Genomic DNA, 22774 nt, shown 5'->3' with positions numbered 1-22774 from the left:
TGCGGGCGAGGGTTCGTTACCCTTCGACACGCCGGTTCGCGCAAGCGCTCACGCGGCGGCTCAGGGAGCGGCCTTCAGACACGGCGGCTCAGATACCCCAGGTGTCTAAGGTGTCAAGCGGCAGGCTGGTATCGGTGTTGCCAGGCGGTGTTCTCGTCGTAGAGGGTGCGTGTTTTGAGGCAGCCGTGGAGGATGCCCGTGAGTCGGTTGGCGAGGGCCCGGAGGGCTTCATGATGCTTGTAACCGGCAGCTGTCTTCGCGTGGTAATAGTCCAGCGCCCCAGGGCTGCGCGACAGGCTACTGAAGGCCCACCGGTCCATGGCGTCGGCCAATCGCGGGGACGCACATGGCGGGCTTTGACGATCCGTTGTCGCCCAGAGGCTATCGTCAGGGGTGAGGTACCGGCGTAGTTACGACGCGCTTTGACATCCTCGTAGCGGTCGGGGTCGTCCCCGAACTCGCCAAGCACCCGGGCGCCGATCACGTGCCCCTTGCCTGGTAGCGAGAGGTAGATCTCGGCGTCCGGGTGCTGCTCAAAAGCCGCTGCCATCTCGGCCTCGACCGACTCGATCTCAGCACGGGTGGCCTGCAGGATCCTGATCAGCGTCACGGTGCGCACCGCCAGCGCCCGGGACTGCTGTGGCGGGGCCGCAAGCTGATCACTGTGGAGCACGTCAAGGATCTTGGCGGCGGTGTGATCGAGATAGCGTTTCCGGCCGGCCCGTTTCAACGTGGTGACCGTCTGCGCATGGGTCAACTTACGGCCCGATCCCGGGTCGGGTGCCTTGGCCAGCACCGCCCACACGTCACGCCGGTCGAACTTGTCGTCGAGCAGCGGTAACGCCGCCGGGTAGTACTGCCGCAGACACGCCGACAACCGGTTCAACTGCCGTCGCGGCAGACGCCAGCTTCGTCGATCCATGCGTTCTGGCCGCGGCAAATCATGCCGAAGTGCTGACCAAAAGCAGTCATCGTCGTCGCAGTCGCAACACCCCACGGTGAGCCAGAGTCGCCCCCGGTGGTTACGTAGGTAGACATCTCAACAGCAGGACCATCCCAATGGCGCTGGATCACCATGGCGATCGGCTTGCCCGTGCGCCGAGGCTCGCGCTCTTGGTGAATGCGGTCCTCGGAGCAGACGTTCAGCACTCGTTTGAGTGCCGACTGGTTCGCATACTCATGGCTAACATCGTCGCCCCTGTGACTTGGAGGAACAGAGACAGGCTGGCAAGTACCGCGGCAAAAGGTACTGAACTGATAAGCCCAGCTGCCGCGGCGGTGATGGCGGTGATGGCTACGCCAACTGCCAGGAGTGCGATCGCGGTATTTCTCAGCAGTTTCGGAGGAGAACCTTTCGACCACGAGAAGTTCCCGGAAATCAGGAGCGCTATTAAACAGGAACCGAAGATCAGCAGCGCTGTAGATACCCAACTGGTGAACGTCCAGAGCCATGAGGGGACGGTAACTTCTGAGGGACCTCCTCCACTCACCCAGATCACCACCGATAGCAATAACGCTATGCCCGCTGTCAGGCCAACTCTCATCCGCTCCCTCATTCTCAGAATCCTTCGCCGTAGACCTTTAGTCTTCACAATCGAGGTTAGCAGTCGGGGTCTGAATCCTCCGGTTTCGAGGACACTTCGGGCTATGTGGCGGGTCAGCTAGCCGTCGACGACCTGCTCCAGGCGTTGCAGGTCTGCGCTGGTGCCGATCTTCAGTGGGGTGTCGCTCAGGCTGACGTAGCTGCCGTCACTGAGTGCGGTGAATCGTCCTTGGGCCATGCCCACGGTGGCATAGCGTCCGTCCCGCACTTCTTCCAGGAAGAGCAGATCGGGCTTTGACGTTGCCAGCGGCTGAAGGTTCGCGACGCGGTGGTCGACTCCGTCCACAAGCCCACCCATTTCGACAACTTCGATGGTGGAGCGCTCAGACAACTTTCCGGCGAGACTCTCGGTAATTTCAACTGTGTATACCGTGATCGGGATGCCCATGGCCTTGATCTCCTCGGGTGAGGGAGCCTCGGAGGCACCGATGTAGGGGTTCACGCGTGGATCGTCTGACGTGTAGTCGGGAAGGTCGAGGTCGCTGCGCGAACTAATGACCCTTGCTTTCACGATGGCATCGGCCGCTGATGCCAAGTCCTCCACGGACTCGTAGTGCGGAAGGTCGACGAGGATGGTGAGGGTCTCTGTGGGCGAGGGCGCTACGGACGGGTCGCCTGGCGTCTCACGAACAGTGGCGCAGGACGCGACGAATAGCGCCAGAATGGCTGCTGCGACTGGTCGAAGATACCTCATGATTTTCCTAATAACGAGAGGAGACGTTCATTTGATCGAAATAGTAGGGAGTGATGACGGCGTTCCTGTCACGGTTGTAAGCCATGATGGAGAGGTAGTATCCCGGCGGCTTCCCTGGAGCGACGGGATTATCAATGAGATCGAGGACGTGTCCGAGTTCGTGGACTGTCACGGACCGTACGAAGTTGTGCCAGCAGTTGCTGCAATCGCGCCGGTACGCGTCATTAATCGTTCTAGAGTTGATGCTGATCTTGAAGGTTGAGGTGTACCGATAGTAGGCGCCGCACCAAGACTCCGTGTAAGAGCCGACATACATCGCGTTGGGTGTTCGCCTATAATCGGGACGCGGGTGAAATTCACCTCGGGGACTTGCTCCCAAGCGTCGTCCGAGTACTGGAGCAGCACATTCCAGCTTGGACTGTAGAGCGGTCGATAATAGGTTTGAGTTGCCGAGGGCATCCCAGTGCCGCTGTAGATCGCGGCATTAGCAGGCTGAACCGTCCCGAGTGCGAACGCCAAGGCGAGAAGTCCCACAAGCTGCTCTTATGTAGGATCGTCGTAGGATTGCGAAGCGGTGCAGGGTCCCCCTTGATGGACAGCTTCCTCAGTTTCCGATAACAGGAGTGTACCAAGCGGGTTGCCGTTGTCGGCGCCGGCTTGCGGCGGCGTGTACGGCGCATGTGAATCTGGGGCCAGCGACGTTGGTCCTCTACGACGTGTCCACGCTGTATTTCGAAATCGATCAGGGTCACTGGGTGACCCTCACTTCCGTCGCCTATCCAGTTCCACTGCCCGTCTCTGGGGGCACACGCTCGCGGTCGTCGATTCTCCGGCCCCGCCCTTCTGGTTGCATAACCGGCTCTTCACAGAGTGAGTGGATCAGGGGTCTGAACCCGCCAGCGTCGAGTAGGCATCTGGCGACGTAGTTGACGATGCTGCGGAACCCTCGGGCTGTGCCTCGCAGATGCTCGAGTAAGCCATTGATCGCTTCGGTGGGACCGTTCGAGGTGCCGGGGTGGTCGAAGAATGCGAGGATGTCATCGCGGCGCCGTTTCATGGTCTGCCCGAGCGAGCGGAGCTCGTCGAGGCCGGCAGGAACCCCGCTTTGGAGGCTGGTGACCAGCCGGGTCATGATCTTCTTTCCCTCGACCGGGTCGGGGGCTTGGTAGGCGTCGATCACATCCTGGTATCTCAAGGCGCCTCATCGGTCTCGCAATACAGGGTGGTCACGTCGGACTGCTGAGGGACCTCCTCGCGGCAGTGTGCTTCTGCCCGCCCTTGTCTCCCTCGGCCAGATGCGCGACCTTGGCTGCGACCTCCTCCACACCGGTGTCAGGATCGAAGAGCGTCCACCGGTTCTAGGCTGGCCGCCCGAAGCGACGGGTAGATTCCAGCCACCGCACCTGCCACCAGCCCGACCAGCGGACCGAGGATGACTAACAGAGGCGAAATGACGGCTGTCCACCCGAGGACGGAACATGCGATCACCACCGTGACGACGCCTATCGATGTGCCGGTCAGGCCGCCAAGAGCCCCCAGCACGGACGCCTCAACGAGGAACTGCGCCGCGATGTGCCGAGGAAGCGCTCCCATCGCCCGCCGTAGCCCGATTTCACCCGTGCGCTCCATGACAGCGACGACCGTGGTGTTCGCGATGCCGACCATACCGACCACCAGGCATACCACGGCCAGGACAAGGAAGAGTCCGCTAAGTTGAGCGTCGACCGTCTCCCGGAGACTGGTGGGATCCGGTGGCAGAGTGACGCTGAAACGGTTCGGGTGAGTCGCAGACATTGCAAGGGGCAACTGCTGACCGACGATAGGACCTGCTCCCGGCTCGACGTCGACGACGAGGTCCACCTGCATTTCAGGCATCGGATCGTGCCACAAAACGTGGGCCGTCGTCATCGGCACCACGACGGCGGAGAGTAACTCAGGCAGGCGTTGGGTGTCGTCGATGATGCCGATAACGGTGAACCAGGCACCACCGATGATCACAGCGGGCGAACGGCTGATGTCGGAGATGCCGAGGTCGTTGGCAGCGCCAATACCCATCACGGCGACCCGTGCCGTCCGCTCCTCATGTCCCGTATCGAAGCCACGGCCCTGCGAGTAGGTGGCTCCGGCCGTTTCCAAGAAGCCGGCGCTGGCTGCAAAGGGTAGCTCGATTGTTCTGGTGCTGGGTGGGTTGCTGACTGACTGTTGAAGATGCCACCGTAAACCAGCGTTCCGCACGCCGGTGATGGCCTTAGCCCGGTCTCCCGCGTTCAAGGGAAAGGCGAGCGCATCTATTCGGCTCCCGATTGAGGTGACTTCCTGGGTGACCCTCACTTCCGTCGCCTCGACGAGGCTGAAGGCCTTGGAGACTTGCACGCTCGCAGAGCTGGTGAGCCCAAGGATGGCGATGAGGACCGCGATACCGATGACGGTTCCTAGCGCCGTGAGCACCGCGCGTCCAGGACGCTGTGTGATTCCTGCAATCGCTTCGTTGAGGAGCGCAGTCGTTTGGACGCGACTGCGCTGAATCTCAACCATCGTGGACCACGCCATCGAGCAGAGTCATCCGCCGGGTGCCAATTTCAGCAATGGCAGCGTTATGCGTGATCAAGATTACCGTCGTCCCAGATCGACTGAGCTTGAGGAGTAGATCGACGATGAGTGCTGAGTTAACAGAATCCAAGTTGCCCGTGGGTTCGTCGCACAGCAGGACCGTCGGCTGAACCGCCATCGCACGCGCTATCGCCACGCGCTGCCTCTCGCCCCCCGAGAGAACTCCAGCGTGTGATTCAGAGCGATCGGCGAGGCCGACGAGTTTGATCGCCGCACTGGCACCACGCATCCTTGTTGCGGCGTCCTGGTGACGGTAAAGCCCGGCAAGACTGACGTTCTCCAGGACAGTTCGTCGAGCCATAAGGTGGAAGGCTTGGAACACGAAACCGATAGTTTGCCCACGGATGGCTGTTCGTTCCTGCTCGCGCAACTCACTCGTGTCGATGCCATTCACTAACACATGGCCCTGACTTGGGCAATCCAGGAGCCCTGCCAGGTTGAGAAGTGTCGACTTCCCCGAGCCGGAGGGCCCAGTGATAGTAACAAGTTCCCCCGACGAGATCGCGAACGAGCACGGCTGGAGCGCCTGCACTTGAGGCGGCCCTGCGAAGACCTTGGCGACGCAGCGAAACTCGAGGACGTTCATCCGACCCCGATCACCACCAAGTCGCCCTCGGCAAGCGTTCCCTCGGTGACCGGAGTCACTGCGACCATGCCGTCGCCCGACTCCCCGACCGTGACAACAACATCGCGGACCTCTTGGCCCTTCTCGACGCGAACGCGGGTCTCACCGTCCGCGCTCGTCACGAGGGCTGCCTCGGGAACCATTAATTGATCGAAAGGAGAGGTGAAAGTCGCGACATTCACCCTCATGGTCGAGCCACTAGGAATCTCGATCGGTACGTTGAGGGAAACCGTCACCTCAACGCGGTCATCGCTTTCGCTTTCGGTCTCCGACACCAACTTGACGTTGCTCACGACTCCCTCCCATCGTTCGCCGTCCGGCGCGATGAGTGTGGCATGGTTATCTATCGAAACCGCGTCTCCGACGGGGCGGGGGAAGGTAGCGATCGCGGACAGAGGTCCAGCAGCCAATTGGACCGTCCCCTCACCAACCTCACGACCAACCACAACGGAAATCTTGTCCACTGTCACTGGTAGGAAAACAAGAAAGGCCACTTCACCCAGAGGAATCTGAGGGCCGGCAGCCGCTCGAGCGGTGTTGACGGCCTCTCGAGCGGCCTCCAGATCCTCGTGCGCAAATTCGACAGCGCTGGTCGCGTCATCGACACCGTCGAGCGTTGGCCGCTCCGCTGGTCCGAGTGCTTCCGCTGCCTCCACGGCATGGTCGTAGTCGCGCTTAGCCCGCCTCAGCGCAGTTTCGGCAGTTGCGGCCGCACGGTCAGCTGCAGTGAAAGCATCTTCCGCAGCCTTCAACTCCTCACCTCCGACTTCGACGACCGAGTAGCCGCGATCTTCATAGAAGCGTGTGACGGCAGACTTGGTTGACGCCCCAAACGTGGTTTCACCCTCCTCCACGCTGTAACCGAGACTTCGGAGGCCGACTTGCAGCTGGGTCACGTCGGGCCCGTTCATACCGGGCCCTAGGGCTCGATAGGCAGCGACCCGCCCAGGCATCAGGAAAGTGGGACGTCCGCCCACATCAAGCAGTGCATCGCCCTGCGTCACCTCGTCGCCAACGTCAACCCAAAGCGCTGACACGATAGGCCGGGCAGCACTAGTCGGTATAGCAGGAGACACGAGGGCGATCTGCGTCTGCTCCAACCGAGCATCAGCAGATTCGGTACGCTGAATCTTACCTAGAGCGACTCTCGAGGTGAGAGTGGCTGGAGCCGGGGGCGCAGCGTCCGCAGCAACTTGGTCCGGCGACCGCACCAACTGGCCAGCAAGCATGCCGATGATCAACATCAACATGGCGGGAAGGGTCATAGCCAAGAGCGGACGCTTCCTGACGAGGCTCCTCAACGAAAGAGCTCCTTAGCATTCTCCAGAAGCTTCCTCTTCATCTCGAGCGCTCCGCGCAATGACGCCTCGTTTTCTGCGATCAGCCGTTCCTGTATGGCAGCGTCAAGAGACATCATTCTCGCCACGAAATTGGTCCTCTCACCACACTCCAGGTCTTCGAGTGCCATCTCTCGTTGCCTGGCTGGCGACTCTCGAAGTACTGACTCCTCAGCATCCCAGCGGTGGACAAACTCATACCCGGACTCGGCCATGCACTCTGACCACTCTGCTTCGAGTGCTGCAAACTCTTGGGAACTGAGAAGTTCCTCTTGCGCCTCGGAAGACAGTTTGTTAGGCAAATCCAAGAACGCCGCATCTGCAGTCACGCCGTCAGTGAGCCTCTGTTGCACCTCGGCGTTACAACCACCTTTAGGAAGCGGAACACCGGACACATCGACTGCCGCGACGGGATTTCCAACGGCATCCGTCCCCAGCAGCAGTTCCTTGAACCGCCTGACGTCGTCTGTTATGGGAATCTCGATAGCATCGTCAACCAATGACGACTCCCCGGAACCATAGCCGTTCTCCTCCACGGCCTCTCTATCGAAAAGACCGTATCGAAGATGTCCGCTGTCGTAAACATCCTCATATAAATCTGGCTCGAATCGCTCAGGCCTGGTTTCGAGCCCGAAGCGACCCATACATTCGACCCGAGCGTGCTGCTGGCTATCCATTATCAAGCGCCACTCATCCACCGTGGTCTGATAGCGATCAAGCGGCAAGACCAGCTGGCTCTCGGACGTTACCGGCGTGAGTCCTGTGGTTGCAGGAGTGGCGCCGACGCGCTCGTTCGGCGGCCTCGACCCGACTTCAGGAACGCATCCCGCTAGTGCGACCACAAGCAGCGCGGCACAGGCACCTCTGAAAACCATCGATATCAGGGATCCTTCTCGTGGGGATGCCGAGCGGATCCCCCTAGACACCATCACGAGATCCAGAACGAACTTGTCTGATTGTTCCAGGTGGAACCTACGTTGTTCCAACTCATCTGTGTGTCCTTGTAGGTACGGGCCCCCACTAAGCCACCATCCCAGAAAAGGACAAAGTCACATTTGTATGAGTCTTTGACCGACGAAACCACATCGTTCCATCCGGTGGGCATCACTGCGCGAGGAATTTCGGCGTCGGTGTTCTCGGCGGTCAAGCATCCATGTGGGTAACGGTAGGTGGCGACGGCTGCTCCCAACGCTGCTTTCTGGCGGCCTCGACGGTTCATTCGGCTCTCTACCATTGGATTCCTCACACATCGATCACCATGGGTCTCACGGGAGGCTACCACCCACTACGGTCAAACGCGGTTCATCAGTCTCTGGGGCTCACGCTCGCGGTCGTTGATTCTCCGGCCCCGCCCTTCTGTTGCATAACCCCACCCGCCAGCCTCGCCTATCCTGACTCTCATGCCCAGCCTCAGGATCCGCGGTGCCACTCTCGCCGGCATCGCGTGCGCCGCCCGGTTGGCCAAGCTCGGTCATATCGTCGAGCTCGACACCGGCGGCGACGACCTTGGCGCCCACTGGTCCCCCGCGCAGGACCGCCTGGCACCGGTGCTCACCCTGCCCGCTACGTGGCGCGACCTGTTCAAGAAGTCGGGCCGCACCCTGGACGCCGAGCTGGCCCGCTCGAGTCTGGAGCTGATCGAGGCGCCACCCGCCATCCACCGCTTCGTCGACGGCGCCGAGCTGCCACTGCCGACCGAGCGTGGCCGTCAGTTCGCGATCCTCACCGCCCGCTACGGCCAGCCCGTGGCCGAGCGGTGGCGCGACACGCTGGATGCACTGGACGAGGTATGGCTGGCGGCGCGTCGCTTCGGCGTCGAGAGCCCTGCTTCCCCAACCGGCGGAGCAAACCTCCGCGCGCTGTGGCTCGACCGGACCCTCGCCGACGTCGCCGAGAGGGTCGGGCATCCTCATCTTGCCGAGATTGTGCTGAGTCTGGCCCCGCTCGCGGGAACCCGCTCCCGGCGCGCTCCTGGGTTGCTCGCGAGCCGGTTGGTGGTGGAGCGCACGTTCGGCCGGTGGCGGCTCGTCGACGCCGACGGCGCAGCTCTCCCCGCTACGCGCCTCCTCGGCCTGTTGGAGGAGCGGCTGGCCACCCGTCGAGTGCGCGTGGTGGAGGGTCTCGGAGCCGAGGAGCACTCGGTGGACTGCCTGCCGCGGGCGCCGCTGCTCACCCGGGCAGCGCTCGCTCCGGCGACGAGCCACTCCTGGGAGGACAGGGCCGGTGAGGAACCGTTCTCCGAGGTGATCGACCACACGGGCAGGTGGCCGGTGGTGACCTGGCGGGTGCCCACCGCGGAGGGGGTCAGCGTGCTGACCCGCGACTACAACCACGCACACCGCGCCGTCAGCTGGGGCCTGGAGCCGCGATCGGCACGCTCCGTGCTGCGCCGGGTCCCGATCGACCGTGCGGGCGCTCCGTCCCGCGCCTCGGCCTGCTCACCCGCCGGCCCGGAGCCATGGGCGGAACTGGCCAGCGCGGCCCTGGCCGTGTACGAGGTGCACGAGCGGCTGACCGGCGAGGATTGCCGACCGACCAACCGCAGCCGCCGCTAGCGCGACCCGCGCAGCCATCCCCAGCCGACCAGCAGGACGACGACGGCGGCCGCCCCCATGACCGCGAGGTCCGGCACCGCCCGGCCCACCTCCGCCAGCCAGGACTCCAGGCGGAACTGTGCCGTGGCGTCGAGGATGCCGCCGAGCCCCGCAGTCGCGTCGGTGGCCACGAAGAGCACTCCGACGGCGGCGAAGAGCAACCCGCTCACCAAGCCCAGCACCGACGTCGTGAACGGACCGATTCTCAGCGCCCGCGCCCGACCCCACCGCTGGCCGAGCCGCAGCCGGTCCCAGACGAGCGCCAGCAGCACGAGCGGCACGACCATCCCGGCGCCGAACAACGCCAGCAGCACCGCGCCGTACCCGACGCTGCCGCCGACCGCCGCCATCGTCAGCACCGCGCCGAGGAGGGGCCCGGTGCACGCCCCCGCGAGCCCGTAGGTCGCGCCGAGCAGCACTGTGCCCAGGGCGCCCCGCGGGTCCCGGCCGCTCTGCTTCACGCCAGGCACCGGCAGCTGGATGCCGAGCGCGGTGAGCAGACCGAAGCCGATCAGCACGACGCCGCCGATCGTTGCGACAGTACCCCGGTGCGTGGTGAGTAACCCTCCCAGTGCGCCGGCCGCCACGCCGAGCGGCACCAGCGTCAGCAGAAGACCCAGATAGAACAGCGCTGTGCGCCCGAGCAGGGTGGCTTTCGAGCCGCCGAAGGCGTAGGCAAAGAAGGCGGGGAGCAGCAACGCCGCGCACGGACTGAACAGAGCCGCCGCCCCGCCGAGGAAGGCGCCAGCGTAACCGACGCCCATCAGCCGTGGAGGGCGAGCTGCTCTTCGATGATCTGCTCGAACGTCGACAGCGGCTGGGCACCCGAGACGAACTGGCTGCCGATCACGAACGACGGCGTGGACGTGACGCCGAACCCGTTGGCCTCGGCGCTGTCGGCCAGCACCGCCTCCTGATGGGCGGGGTCGGCCCAGTCTGCTTCGAACGTGGCCCGGTCCAGGCCGAGGTCGGCGACGATGCCGTACACGAGCTCGTCGGGAATGTCGGGGTGGCCCTCGTTGGGCAGCGCGCTGAACAACTCGTGCGAAAACTCGAAGAACTGCCCCTGCTCGCCCGCGGCGCGCGCAGCGGTAGCGGCCCTGATCGATTCGTCACCGAAGATGGCCAGGTCGCGGAACTCCACCCGTAGCGTCCCGTCGTCGATGTAGCGCTGGAGGCCCGGGAGCACATCCTCGGCCCACACCGAGCAGAAGGGGCACCGGTAGTCGGCCCACTCGGTCAGCACCACAGGCGCATCGATGTTGCCCATCGCGAGGGGATCGCCCTCGATCCGCCTCGGCAGGTCTTCCACCATGAAGCGCTCCATCTCCGCCACCTGCTGCGGGTCGATGGAGGGCTGGGGAGCCGGCTGGTCCGGCGCCGGTGTGGCCGGCGGCGTCGAGGTGGCCGCAGGAGCGGGCACCGCTGCGGGAGTTCCTGGCCGCATCGCCAGCAGCCCGCCGAGCACGACGACGACGAGGACGAGACCGACGATCACCGCCTTGTAGACCATGGTGGGGTCCTTGGGCGACTGATCCGGCGCACCGCTGAAGGTTTCGGCGGGGGCGGTGTCGTCCGGCTGGTCGATGGGCTGCGCGTCGGTCATGGGCTCGCTTCTGGTTCGAGGGTTCGGCCTCCACTGTGCCCGACGCCGCGCACAAATCCCAGCGGAGCCCGCGCCACGACACCGCAGGGCTGGGCGTCGCGCGCACTGCGACCCCTGCGGGGTAGTAGGCTGGACTGTCTGTCTCACCCCGAGGATGCATTGTTTTGAGTACATCGCGCGCTGATTTGGAACGCGAGATCGCGCTGGAGCAGGCCCACGTGGACAAGGTCTACGCCAACCTGAACACCGCCACCGCCAACGCCAAGTCCATGGCCCGGCAGGGTCGCGAGATCTTCCTTTCCGACCGCACGAACTTCCTCCGCGAGGAGGACAGCACCGCCCTCTTCGAGCGCGACGCCTTCGCCTACCAGGCCGCCCGCCGGCTGGCGGTGCTCGACTCGGAGCATGAGGGGCTGGTGTTCGGCCGCATCGATCTCAGCCCGGACGAGACCCGATACATCGGCCGGATCGGGGTGCGCGACAAGGAGTACGAGCCCCTGGTCATCGACTGGCGCGCGCCGGCGGCCGAGCCGTTCTACCGCGCCACGCAGGCCGAGCCCATGGGCGTCGTCCGGCGCCGGGTGCTGCGGTGCCGCGACGACCGGGTGGTCGGCATCGAGGACGACCTCCTCGACGGCTCCGCCGAGACGTCCCTGCCGATCTTCGGCGAGGGCGCCCTCATGGCGGCGCTCACGAGGGCGCGCGGCCGGACCATGCGCGACATCGTCGCCACCATCCAGGCCGAGCAGGACGAAGCGATCCGCGCGCCCTACCAGGGCGTCACGATCATCTCGGGCGGCCCCGGCACCGGCAAGACCGTCGTCGCCCTCCACCGCGCCGCCTACCTGCTCTACACCAACCGGGCACGGCTGGAGAAGGGCGGGGTGCTCGTCGTCGGCCCGTCCAACGTGTTCATGAACTACATCGAGCGCGTCCTGCCCAGCCTCGGTGAGGACTCGGTGACGCTCAAGGCCATCGGTTCGGCCGCCAACGACGTGCTGGGATTCGCCAGCGAACGGGTGGACGACGCGGCGTCGGCGACCGTGAAGGGCAGCCTGTCGATGCTCGATGTGCTGCGCCGGCTGGTGCGGCTGCCGCTCATCGACCATCCCGAGGCGCTGCGCGTCCGCGTGACGGTCAAGGGTGAGGTTCTCGGACTCGGGGAGGCCGAGCTCAACCGGATCCGCGACCACGTGCTGGCGTCGACCAAGCTCAACCGCGGCCGCGCGATGGCGTTCGACGCGGTGGTGCAGGCGCTGCTCCGCAAGTTCCCCGACGACGTGTCGATCGAGCCCGCCGAGCTGGAGGAGCGGGTCCGCGAGCACCCGAGCCTGCTGATGTTCATGAACGCCTGGTGGCCCACGCTGAGCGCGACCCGCGTGCTCGCCCGGCTGGCCGACCCGGCCGTCGTGGCGAAGGTCGGCGACCGGCTCACCGCTGATGAACGGACCGCGCTGGCCAGGTCGTACGCCTGGGTCGCCGGCTCGGACGAGGGCGCCGAGATCGTCCGCGGCTGGTCGGTGGCCGATATCGCGCTGCTCGACGAACTGGTGGACATCCTGGGCCAGGCTCCGGATGAGGCCGAGGAGATCGACCTGTTCCTCGAGGGCGGCGACGTCGCGGAGGTGCTGACCACAGCTGACCTCCTCCGGCAGGAGCGCGCCCGCGAGCCCGACGAGGATCCGGTGACCACGTACGCGCACATCCTGGTCGACGAGGGGCAGGATGTGACGCCCATGCAGTGGCGGATGCTGCGCCGTCGGGGGCCGCAGTCGTCCTGGACCATCGTGGGCGACCCTGCCCAGAGCTCCTATCCCCGCCAGGATGAGACGGCGGCGGCCATGGCTGACCTCGTCGGCCGCGGCCAGAGCCGCACCTTCACCCTCAGCACGAACTACCGCTCCCCCAGCGAGGTGTTCGAACTGGCGGCGAAGGTCATCACCCAGGTCTTCCCCGACGCCGACCTGCCACGGGCGGTGCGTTCCACCGGCGTGGAACCGCACCTCGATGCCACCTCGTCCGCCGATCTGCACGGCGCGTTGCGCGAGCACCTGATCGATCTCGCCGGCCAGGTCAACGGGACCATCGGCGTCGTGTGTCCGCCGTCGATGCTCAAGGACGTCCAACTGTTCGTCATGGAGGATGACCGGCTGCGTGCCTTCGAGGACCGGCTCATTGTTGTCACCCCGCTCCAGGCCAAGGGGCTGGAGTACGACGGGGTGCTGGTGCTCGCTCCCGACCGCATCGTGGAGGAGGTCCCAGGACGCGAGCGCGTGCTCTACGTCGCCCTGACCCGCGCCACGCAGCGGATGACGATCCTCGACGTCGACACGAGCACCTGGCGCGCCCCCCTCGACTGAGCCCGGGACATTCAAGGTTCGGCGACCGGCCACGCCTGTTAGACCGAGTCGCTGGACGGGGTGCCGCCTGATCTCGGTACGCTACTTCCAGCAATGACGCTTGGGGGAAAACATGGTGCGCTGGGCACTGCTGCTGTTGGCTGCTTGTCTCGCCTGGGGCGGTGCCTCGGCACCGGACGCGCACGCTACGCCTGGCCCAGACGATTGGCGGGTCCTCGTGGAGGAACAGGCCACCGACTCGGCCCTGAGCGGTTTCCACGGCGCCGAGAGCGTCCTCGCCGGTGACACGGTTGCCTTGCGGGTCCACAGCCCCGGGCAGCCGGTGGCCATCGATGTGTACCGCATCGGCCACTACGGCGGCACGGGCGGGCGGCTCGTCGCCCAGATCCCCTCCCAGGCAGGCACCGACCAGCCGCCCTGCACCGTCGAGGCGGACTACATGGTGGACTGCTCTGCCTGGTCCGTCACCCACTCGATCGACACCGCGGGCTGGCAGCCGGGCGTGTACTTCTTCAACCTGCGTCACCCGTCAGGACTCCGCAAGACAGTTCCGGTGATCCTGCGCTCGGCCAGCCACGCAGGCACGGTCACGATCATGTCCGGCACCGCCACCCATCAGGCCTACAACCCCACGGGCGGCTCCAGCCTCTACCAGGGGGTCGACGGAGACGGCCGGATCTCGTGGGACCACCGTTCACGGCGCGTGACGTTCAACCGGCCGTTCGCCTCCCAGGGCACTGGACGGGTCCAGAAGATCCTGAACTACGAGGTGGGCCTGATCCACCATCTCGACTCCCTGGGCGTCCCGCTGTCCTACACCACCAACTTCGCGCTGCACCGGGACGGCGCCGGGCAGTATGCGGGCTCCCCCGCGATGGTGTTCCTCGGCCACGACGAGTACTGGAGCGTCGAGATGCGCACCGCAGTCGAAAAGCTCCGCGACAGCGGCACGAACCTGCTGTTCCTGGGTGGCAACACCGCCTACTGGCGCATCAGGTGGAACGACGACGGCACGGTCATCACAAGCTACAAGGACGCAGCCGAGGACCCCGTCCAGAACTCCCGGGACACGACGACGCTCTGGCGCTCGCCGCCCGCAGCCGCCCCCGAGGCCTCGCTCCTGGGCGGGCAGTACGTCTGCGCCAGCCCATCGTACGTAGCCGCCCCCCTGGTGGTCACCGACCCCGGCTTCTGGGGGTTCGCTGGCCTGGGGGTCCGGGCGGGGTCGCAGTTCCCGGGCCTCGTGGGACACGAGATCGACCAGGTCGCAGCAGCCTCCCCGTCGACGACCAGCGTCGTCGCGAGCAGCCCGCTGCAATGCAAGAACATGATGGGACGCTCGGACCTGACCTACTACACCGCCCCCTCGGGTGCGGGGGTGGTCAACGTGGCCACGTTCGGGTTCGCCTGGGCCGTGTCGCCGTGGATCGACGTGGCACCGGCGGAGTCCCGCGCCTTTGCGCGAGGGTTCCTGCGCAACCTCGTCGTCGAGGCGGCCAAGGGCCCGCTGGCGCTCCGCTTCCCCAGCACGCCCGACCTCGAGAAACGTCCGGAACTCGTCTACGTCACCCCGGGCGAACACCTCGTCAACGGGCGGCGCTGGCGAACCGTCTGCGAGGCGTACTCGCAGACGGAGCGCTGCCGCACGGAGATCTGGGCCACCACTGTCCGGCCTAGCGGGACCGGCTTTATCCGCAGCACCGGATGGGTCTTCAACAACCTCACCTACAAGCCCCTGCCCCGCTCGGTGTGGCAGGGCAACCCACTGGCCAGGACCGGCACGTGGGTCAGCGCTGAGGGCCGTCAGTGGCGAAGCGAGTGCGACACCCCGGCGACTGGGCGGAACGCCTGCCGCAACTACCTGCGCGCCGACGTCGTCGGGCCGCGCCGGGACGGCACAGCCGGCTACGAGTGGCAGCGGCAGGTCTGGCTGTTCAACTCGCTGGTGCTCTTCCGCTGAACCGGGCCGTCAGACCCGCCCCTTGAGGGCGGCCAGCACCTCGCGCGTGGCCTTGGAGCGGTTCTGCGTGAAGAACTGCAGCCCCGGGGCTCCGGCGTCGAGCAGCTCCCGACACAACCGCACCGCCTCCGCCAGCCCATGCGCCCGGACCTCCTCCTTCGAACCGAGCGCCCGCAGTTCGCCGACGAAGCGCTCGGGCAGGGGGCATCCGGACAGGGCGGCGAAGCGTTCGATCTGGGTGATGACGGTCAGCGGCATGATGCCCGGGATGATCGGCACCTCGCAGTCCATGGCCCTCATCCGCGCGACAAGCTCGGCATAGCGCTCGGCCTCGAAGAACAGCTGCGTGATCGCGAACTCGGCCCCGGCCTCCACCTTGGCCGCAAGGATCTGGGCGTCCAGCTCCGGATCGAGCGTGGTCTCGTGGGGGTTGGCGAACGCGGCCACCCCCACGCAGAAATCGCCCTGCTCCTTGATGAACGACACCAGTTCGGTGGCGTTGGCGAGCCCGTCAGGATGCCGGACCCAGTCCCCTCCGCCCGGCATGTCGCCTCTGATGGCCAGGATGTTCGTCACTCCCACGTCCCGATAGGCGGCCAACGCCTCGGCGATCTCGGCCTTCGACTGTGCGACGCAGGTGAGGTGCCCCACGGTCAGGGGGCCGCCCGACGACGCGATCCGCCGTGTCGCGTGGATGGTCCGGTCGCGCCTCGACCCGGTCGCACCGTAGGTGACCGACACGAAGTCGGGATCCAGCGGCGCAAGCGCCTCGACGGCGGCCCACAGCACCGGCTCCTCGTCGTCCGTCCGGGGAGGGAAGAACTCGAATGAGAACAGTGGTCCGGTGGCGGCGTCGAGGAGTTCTCGCACGCTGCCGGGGGTCGGTGGAGGGGTGGGCATGCGCCCAACAATAGAGTCCGGCCGGGGGCTCGATTAAGCTCGTCCGCGTGAGACGCAACCTCGATCCCGCTGCCCCGCTCAGCACCGCGCTGATGTCAGCGATCAGCGAAACCCTCGACACGTTCCTGACCGACCAGGAGGCGTTGCTCGACGACGTGGGTGCGCTGCCGATGCTGGAGGTAGCGCGCGAGGCAACCGCCGGGGGCAAGCGTCTTCGCCCGGCCTACTGCTACTGGTCCTACGTCGCCGCCGCCGGCGAACCCGCCGACGACGCCGCCCTGCTGGCCGTCGCGTCGTCGCTGGACCTCCTGCACGTCAGTGCGCTGGTCCACGACGACCTCATCGACGACTCGGACACCCGCCGCGGCGTCCCCGCGGCGCACAAGCGGTTCGAGGAGCTTCACGAGCGTCAGGCCGGTCGTGGTTCGCGGGAGGACTTCGGCCGGTCGTCGGCGATCCTGCTCGGGGACCTGCTGCTGATGTGGAGCATCGAGCTGGCCGACGCGTCCGGCCATCCGGGCCTCGACCTCGCCCGGCCCCTGCTGAGCGTCATGCGCACCGAGGTCACGGCGGGCCAGTTCCTCGACGTCGCGGCCCAGTACCGGGTGGCGCCCGCCACCAGCTACGCCGACGAGTTGACCGTTGCCCGCCGCGTGCTCGAATACAAGTCGGCCCGCTACTCGATCCGACGGCCCGCGCAGATCGGAGCGGCCCTGGCTGCGGCCGACGCGGCGGTGCAGGACGCGCTGGGCGAGTTCGGCTCCGTGATCGGCCGAGCGTTCCAGCTTCGCGACGACGTCCTCGGGGTGTTCGGCGATCCCGCCGTGACCGGCAAGCCGTACGGCGGGGACATCCGCGAGGGCAAACGCACCGTCCTGGTTCTGACGGCGCTCGACGACGCCAACCAGGCCCAGGCGGCCGAGTTGTCGGATCTGCTCGGCCGCCACGACCTCACCGACGCCGAGGTAGACCGGGCCGCCGCCATCATCGACGAGTCCGGTGCCCGGCGGCACGTCGAGAGCATCATCGAGCGCAGCACCGATCAGGCGCTGCGCGTGCTCGAGGAGGCCTCGCTGACCTCGGAGGGCCGCACCGCACTGACCGAACTGGCGCTCAGGAGCGTACGGCGTGCTCACTGACCTCCGCGGGCTCACCTCCGCGGAGGTCGCCGAGCGCGTCGCCGCCGGCCACGTCAACACCCTGCCCGCCCGGTCCGGGCGCACCACCCTGGAGATCGTCCGCGCCAACGTGGTGACGCGCGTCAACGGCATCCTGTTCGTGCTGTTCGTGTTCGTCATGATCACCGGCCACATCGAGCAGGGCATCTTCGGCCTCCTCATCATCGCCAACTCCAGCATCGGGATCATCCAGGAGCTGCGCGCCAAGCGGACCCTCGACAACCTGGCCGTCGTGGGCGAGGCCCACCCCATCGTCATCCGTGACGGCACCCACCACCGCATCACCCGCGACGATGTGGTGCTCGACGACCTCATCGAAGTGACGCCGGGCGACCAGATCGTCGTCGACGGGTCCGTCGTCGCGGCCGACTACCTGGAGGTCGACGAGTCCCTCCTCACGGGCGAGGCTGACCCTGTGGCCAAGGGCCCGGGTGACCAGGTCCTGTCAGGGGCGTTCGTCGTCGCCGGCAACGGCGTCTACCGCGCTGAGAAGATCGGGGCGGAGGCCTACGCGGCGCAGATCACCGCCCAGGCGGCGAAGTTCACCCTCGTGTCCTCCGAGCTCCGGCAGGGCATCAACCGGATCCTCAAGGTGGTGTCGTATCTACTGGTGCCCGTGGCGGTCCTCACCATCGCGGTGCAGTTCAACCAGCCCGACACCCCGTGGCGCGAGGCGGTGCTGAGGATGACCGCCGCGCTGGTGCCCATGGTGCCGGAGGGATTGGTGCTGCTCACCTCCATGGCGTTCGCGCTCGGCGTGGTGCGGTTGGGGCGGCGCCAGTGCCTGGTACAGGAGCTGCCGGCCATCGAGGGACTGGCGCGGGTGAGCGTCGTGTGCGCCGACAAGACCGGCACCCTCACCCAGCACGCCATGACCGTAGGCGAGGTCGTCGATCTGACCGACGGCGAGGTTCCGCTGCGGGAGGTCCTGTCCCAACTGGTGGCATCCGATCCCTCCCCCAACGCCTCGATGCTGGCGATCGCTGGCGCCATCCCGCCCGCAGCAACGCGCTGGAAGGCAGTCGCGCGGGCACCGTTCACGTCGGCCAGGAAATGGTCCGGGATCAGCTTCGCCGGCGAAGGCAACTGGGTCATCGGGGCGCCGGACGTCCTGGGCGACGCGGCCCTGGCTCGACGCGCCGAGGCGATCGGCGTGACCGGGCATCGGGTGCTGCTGCTGGCCTCCTCCGACACCCGGGTCGACGCCCCCGAGGCACCGGGGACCCTTAGGCCGGCGGCCCTCATCGTGCTCGACCAACTGGTCCGGCCCGACGCCGCCGAGACGCTGGCGTTCTTCCGCCACCAACGCGTCGACATCAAGGTCATCTCCGGCGACAACGCCGCCTCGGTCGGCGCCGTCACGCGGTCGCTCGGCGTCACCACCAAGGCCCCGGTCGACGCCCGGCGCCTACCGCCCCCCGGAGACGCGTTCGCCGACACCGTCAACGACTCCGACGTCTTCGGCCGGGTGACGCCCGAGCAGAAGCGCCAGATGGTGACGGCCCTGCAGAGCCGCGGCCACACGGTGGCGATGACCGGCGACGGCGTCAACGACGTGCTCGCCCTCAAGGACGCCGACCTCGGCGTCGCGATGGGCTCGGGTGCTCCCGCCACCCGGGCCGTCGCGCAGATCGTCCTCCTGGACGACAAGTTCGCAAGCCTCCCGTACGTGCTGGCTGAGGGGCGCCGCGTCATCGGAAACGTGGAGCGCGTCGCCAAGCTGTTCCTCACCAAGACCATCTACGCGGTGACGCTCGCGTTGGTGATCGGGCTGCTGGGGCTGCCCATGCCGTTCCTGCCGCTGCAGATGACGGTGGTGGGCTGGTTCACGATCGGGATCCCCGCGTTCCTGCTGAGCCTGGCCCCCAACCGGGAGCGGGCGCGCCCGGGGTTCGTCTCGCGGACCCTCGCGGTCGCGGTGCCGGCCGGTCTCATCGTGGCGGGGGTGTCGATCGTGACCTACCTCCTGACCCGGGGCTTCGGGGACGTCTCAGACCTGGTGCAGGAGCAGGCGTCGACCGCCACGCTGACGGCGCTGATCATGACGGCGACGTGGGTCTTGGCCACCGTCGCGCGGCCGTACCTCTGGTGGCGGGTGGGGCTCGTCGCCTTCGCCTACAGCTTCTACTTCACGGTCTTCGCCACGCCGGCGTTCCGCGAGTTCCTCTCGCTCGACATCTCAGACGCGGGCAGCATGCGCACGGGCATCATCGCCGGTGTGGTGGGCATGGCCCTGGTCGAGGCCGCCTGGTGGGTCACCGCCGCCGTGCGCAGGGAACGCCCCCGGTTGTGGGGGATGCCAGCTCCCCTGGAGGCCGTGTCCCACTAGTCCACCGGTCGTGGGCGCAGCGTTGCCGTGGGGAAGTTAGGGCCGTCGCTGTCGTAGGCGTCCTCTCCATAGGAGCGAGCCCCGGGATCGCCGTCCCAGGCCTCGGCCAGCTGATCGGCGATGGCGCGCGTCGTGGCGAAGGCATCGGATCCGGAGAAGACGGCGGTTGAGACAACGACGCGACGTGCACCGGCGGCAATCACTTGGCCGACGTTGTCCGGCGTGATGCCGCCCGCGGCGAACCAGAGCGGACCCGCCGGGAGCGCCGTGGCCGGGTACAGCCGCGCCAGCTCAGCCACCTCGTGGCCCACCGCCCCACCATCGATCGCAGGGCCGATGAAGCCGAAGTCGAAGGGGTCTCCGTCGATCCTGTCGGCCTCTGCAGCACGGTCGATGGAGCGGCCGATGAGGGCGTGCTCGTGGGGCCGCTTGTAGCCGAACGGGCGCCAGCCAGGACGGCGCAGATAGAGCACGTCGGCCAGGCTGGCCTCGGCCACCTCGGAGTCGTCGGTGCCGACCACCGTCTGCAGGCCGAACAGTCTCTTGCGCGCCACGCTGATGGCTGCGGCGGCGTCGTCGACGGAACGGTCGCCCCTGGTGAAGATGAGCAGGTCGGCGCCGTGGGCGGCGAAATCCGCTGATTCCGGCCCGGAATGCTCGGGCGGGACGACGATCGCGAGCCTGGCGAGACGCAGGCGGGTCTTGATACCGACGAGTGCAGTCATCGGGCCAATCTACTGCCGATGGTCGACTGTGCGGACGGTCTTGGGTGCAACTCGCCGCGCTGGGTGGCGGAGCCCTCGCCGCCCTCCCCCTACAATCGGGGGAGCAACGGGCTCGTACGGCCTCTTCCCCGACCGTGCATGGAGTGGTATGAACAGCACTTTCGACCCGTTGGTCGGCCAAGTGCTCGACGGCCGCTACGAGATCGTGGCGAAAGTGGCGCGCGGCGGCATGGCCACGGTGTACCGCGCGCGGGATCTCAGGCTGTCCCGCGCAGTGGCGGTCAAAGTCATGCGCAGCGACCTCGGGGAGGACGACGAGTTCGCGGCCAAGTTCGACCGCGAGGCGCGTTCCGCCGCTGTGCTCAGTCACCCCAACGTCGTCAGCGTGTTCGATCAGGGATCGTCGGCCGGCCAGCCCTACATCGTGATGGAGTACATCGAGGGCGAGACGCTGCGTCGGATCATCAGCCGCGAGGCCCCGCTCCCGCCACACAGGGCGCTGGAACTCTTCGAACAGATCGCCGCGGCGCTGGCGTGCGCACACGAGTCCGGCGTCGTGCACCGCGACATCAAGCCGGAAAACGTCATGCTGACCTCCCGGGGACAGGTGAAGGTGGCGGACTTCGGACTCGCCCGCCAGGTGGGCTCGCCCCAGATGACGGCCACCGGGGTGTTGGTCGGAACCGCCAGCTATCTCCCGCCCGAGCTCGTCACCCACTCCCGCCCTGACGGGCGTAGCGACATCTACTCCGCGGGCGTCGTCCTGTTCGAGCTCCTGACGGGGAAGAAGCCACACACTGGCGAGAACAACTATCAGATCGCCTACCGCCACGTGAACGTCGACATCGAGAAGCCGTCTGAGCGGCTCGCGGAGATCGGCTACCGCGCCGACTGGACCATCCCCGACTATCTGGACACCTTGGTTCTGGCCTCCACCGCGCGAGATCCCCGGGCGCGCATCGAGAACGGCCGGGAGCTGCTGCGCGGCGTTCGGCGCGTCCGTCAGGAGCTCGCCCGAAGCGGCGGCGGGGACAACCCCCGGCTCGCCGCGGCGCTGTTGCCCGCCAGTCCGGTCGAGTTGGAGACCGAGCGGTTCAGGCCACGGACCGCCGAGCGGCCGCGTCCGGCAGTCTCCGGCACCACACCGGACACCGTCGTCGTCCAGCACCATCAGTGGCGCCGGGCGCAGTCACCCACCTCACCGGTGCCGAGCCCACGCCCCGAGCCCGTCGCTCACCGGTCCCCCGCCGAACTTGCCGGCTCCCCCCGGAGCCAGCGGACGCCGGCGTTCCCCAACCTCCACATCTCTCACGACCCCGTCCACCGACGACGACGCGGGGCGATAGCGCTCGTGCTGGTGCTACTGCTCACCGTCGGAGCCGGTGTGGGCTCGTGGTGGTGGCTCTCCGGACGGTTCACCACCGTCCCGGCGATGGTGACGCTCAACGAGGCCCGCGCCCGGGAGGCCGCCGTGGCCAACGACCTGGACGTCGGCACCGTGACGGAGTACTCCGAGACGGTCGCCAACGGGCTCGTGATCCGTACCGACCCCCGCGCCGGAGAACGGCTGTTGCGGGGGGCTCCCGTGACGGTGGTCGTCTCGCTGGGGCCAGAGCGTTACCCCGTACCGACGCTCGTCGGACTGCAGCGGGGAGACGCCGAGCGGGAGTTGATCGACGGCAGTCTCGCGGTGGGTGAGGTCACGGAGGTCTGGTCGGACGACAGGCCGGAGGGCGAGGTGCTGGCCGCCTCGCAGGAACCCGGCGAACAGCTGAAACCCGACACACCTGTCGATCTGACCGTGTCGAAGGGTCGAGAGCCCATCGCGATCCCTGACTTCCAGGGGGCGGCAGCCGATTCGGCTGTGCAGGAACTGGGCGATCTCGGCTTCGAGGTCACAGTCGAGGAGGAGAACCATCCCGACATCAGCGCGGGCCTGGTCATCCGGCAAAATCCGCGCAACGCCACCGGGTACCGGGGCGACGCCGTGACGATCGTCAGGTCGCTGGGGCCGGTGATGGTGACCATTCCGGGCGTGCGCCTGCTGTCCACCGACGATGCCGTCAAGAAGCTTGAGGACCTCGATCTGGTGGTCACGGTCGAGCGGAACACGGACTTCCCGATCCCGCTCAACATCGCCTCCGGAACTGACCCCGCCGAAGGCAGCGAGGTGCCTGTGGGCTCCGAGGTGACGCTGTACGTCGCGTGACGGGTTCGCTGAGCCTACGGCCTGTCAGACTGTCCCTCGGGAGG

17 protein-coding genes and 2 pseudogenes are annotated in these 22774 nt (G+C 66.8%); 7 read left to right on the top strand and 12 right to left on the bottom strand.

The window, feature by feature from the left end; translation table 11 throughout:
* Window positions 1-88: 88 nt before the first annotated feature.
* The 8 genes and pseudogenes from RPIT_RS03840 to RPIT_RS03810 all read right to left on the bottom strand — a co-directional run bounded on the left by RPIT_RS03840 (window position 89) and on the right by RPIT_RS03810 (window position 7855).
* Window positions 89-922: a transposase gene (locus tag RPIT_RS03840; RefSeq protein WP_077340821.1), complete on the bottom strand. Its 834-nt coding sequence runs from the start codon at window positions 920-922 to the stop codon at window positions 89-91.
* Window positions 883-1452, bottom strand: coding sequence for a hypothetical protein (locus tag RPIT_RS14890; protein ID WP_143028173.1), 570 nt, complete (start codon window positions 1450-1452; stop codon window positions 883-885). Before RPIT_RS14890 ends, RPIT_RS03840 begins: the two co-directional genes overlap by 40 nt.
* 209 nt (window positions 1453-1661) lie before the next feature.
* On the bottom strand, window positions 1662-2297 hold the full coding sequence (locus RPIT_RS03835; protein ID WP_077340819.1) for a hypothetical protein: 636 nt from the start codon (window positions 2295-2297) through the stop codon (window positions 1662-1664).
* A gap of 871 nt (window positions 2298-3168) precedes the next feature.
* A pseudogene (locus RPIT_RS03830) lies at window positions 3169-3486 on the bottom strand (transposase); the annotation flags it as partial.
* Between the two features lie 143 nt (window positions 3487-3629).
* On the bottom strand, window positions 3630-4847 hold the full coding sequence (locus tag RPIT_RS03825) for an ABC transporter permease (protein ID WP_077340815.1): 1218 nt from the start codon (window positions 4845-4847) through the stop codon (window positions 3630-3632).
* Complete coding sequence (locus tag RPIT_RS03820) at window positions 4825-5493, bottom strand: ABC transporter ATP-binding protein (RefSeq protein WP_077340813.1); 669 nt, start codon at window positions 5491-5493, stop codon at window positions 4825-4827. The genes RPIT_RS03825 and RPIT_RS03820 overlap by 23 nt, the downstream gene beginning before the upstream one ends.
* Complete coding sequence (locus tag RPIT_RS03815) at window positions 5490-6428, bottom strand: efflux RND transporter periplasmic adaptor subunit (RefSeq protein WP_162274482.1); 939 nt, start codon at window positions 6426-6428, stop codon at window positions 5490-5492. The genes RPIT_RS03820 and RPIT_RS03815 overlap by 4 nt, the downstream gene beginning before the upstream one ends.
* Before the next feature lie 401 nt (window positions 6429-6829).
* Window positions 6830-7855: a hypothetical protein gene (locus RPIT_RS03810; protein ID WP_143028169.1), complete on the bottom strand. Its 1026-nt coding sequence runs from the start codon at window positions 7853-7855 to the stop codon at window positions 6830-6832.
* A gap of 414 nt (window positions 7856-8269) precedes the next feature.
* Between RPIT_RS03810 and RPIT_RS03805 the strand changes: the two genes are divergently transcribed.
* Window positions 8270-9424 (top strand): phytoene desaturase family protein, encoded by a 1155-nt coding sequence (locus RPIT_RS03805; RefSeq protein ID WP_077340807.1) that lies wholly within the window; start codon window positions 8270-8272, stop codon window positions 9422-9424.
* Here RPIT_RS03805 and RPIT_RS03800 read toward each other — a convergent pair.
* Both RPIT_RS03800 and RPIT_RS03795 read right to left on the bottom strand, forming a co-directional pair.
* Window positions 9421-10227 (bottom strand): cytochrome c biogenesis CcdA family protein, encoded by an 807-nt coding sequence (locus tag RPIT_RS03800; RefSeq protein WP_218121513.1) that lies wholly within the window; start codon window positions 10225-10227, stop codon window positions 9421-9423. The genes RPIT_RS03805 and RPIT_RS03800 overlap by 4 nt on opposite strands.
* A complete protein-coding gene (locus tag RPIT_RS03795) occupies window positions 10227-11069 on the bottom strand; it encodes a DsbA family protein (RefSeq protein ID WP_162274481.1) in 843 nt (280 codons plus the stop codon). Before RPIT_RS03795 ends, RPIT_RS03800 begins: the two co-directional genes overlap by 1 nt.
* A gap of 164 nt (window positions 11070-11233) precedes the next feature.
* On the opposite strand from RPIT_RS03795, the gene RPIT_RS03790 reads away from it, so the two are divergent.
* Both RPIT_RS03790 and RPIT_RS03785 read left to right on the top strand, forming a co-directional pair.
* Window positions 11234-13429 carry a HelD family protein gene (locus RPIT_RS03790; protein ID WP_093664672.1) on the top strand — a complete coding sequence of 732 codons (2196 nt, stop codon included), beginning with the start codon at window positions 11234-11236 and terminating at the stop codon, window positions 13427-13429.
* Window positions 13430-13541: 112 nt separating this feature from the next.
* Window positions 13542-15389: a N,N-dimethylformamidase beta subunit family domain-containing protein gene (locus tag RPIT_RS03785; protein WP_143028168.1), complete on the top strand. Its 1848-nt coding sequence runs from the start codon at window positions 13542-13544 to the stop codon at window positions 15387-15389.
* 9 nt (window positions 15390-15398) lie between these two features.
* On the opposite strand, the gene RPIT_RS03780 is transcribed toward RPIT_RS03785, so the two are convergent.
* Window positions 15399-16289, bottom strand: coding sequence for a methylenetetrahydrofolate reductase (locus RPIT_RS03780; RefSeq protein WP_077340788.1), 891 nt, complete (start codon window positions 16287-16289; stop codon window positions 15399-15401).
* 92 nt (window positions 16290-16381) lie between these two features.
* Between RPIT_RS03780 and RPIT_RS03775 the strand changes: the two genes are divergently transcribed.
* Complete coding sequence (locus RPIT_RS03775; protein ID WP_077344191.1) at window positions 16382-17428, top strand: polyprenyl synthetase family protein; 1047 nt, start codon at window positions 16382-16384, stop codon at window positions 17426-17428.
* Window positions 17418-19796 (top strand): HAD-IC family P-type ATPase, encoded by a 2379-nt coding sequence (locus tag RPIT_RS03770; protein WP_077340787.1) that lies wholly within the window; start codon window positions 17418-17420, stop codon window positions 19794-19796. The genes RPIT_RS03775 and RPIT_RS03770 overlap by 11 nt, the downstream gene beginning before the upstream one ends.
* Here the strand turns inward: RPIT_RS03770 and RPIT_RS03765 are convergent.
* Window positions 19793-20521: a thiamine phosphate synthase gene (locus RPIT_RS03765; RefSeq protein WP_077344190.1), complete on the bottom strand. Its 729-nt coding sequence runs from the start codon at window positions 20519-20521 to the stop codon at window positions 19793-19795. The two genes, RPIT_RS03770 and RPIT_RS03765, sit on opposite strands and share 4 nt — an antisense overlap.
* Before the next feature lie 148 nt (window positions 20522-20669).
* Between RPIT_RS03765 and pknB the strand changes: the two are divergent.
* Both pknB and RPIT_RS16085 read left to right on the top strand, forming a co-directional pair.
* Window positions 20670-22460 (top strand): annotated as a pseudogene (gene pknB, locus RPIT_RS03760) (Stk1 family PASTA domain-containing Ser/Thr kinase); the annotation flags it as partial.
* 78 nt (window positions 22461-22538) lie between these two features.
* The gene (locus RPIT_RS16085) at window positions 22539-22730 is read left to right on the top strand and encodes a PASTA domain-containing protein (RefSeq protein ID WP_418361375.1); all 192 of its coding nucleotides are present in this window, start codon (window positions 22539-22541) and stop codon (window positions 22728-22730) included.
* The last annotated feature ends 44 nt before the right edge of the window (window positions 22731-22774 follow it).

This window comes from Tessaracoccus flavus, assembly GCF_001997295.1.
GTDB classification, from domain to species: domain Bacteria; phylum Actinomycetota; class Actinomycetes; order Propionibacteriales; family Propionibacteriaceae; genus Arachnia; species Arachnia flava.
This window is presented reverse-complemented; position numbering and strand designations above follow the sequence as displayed.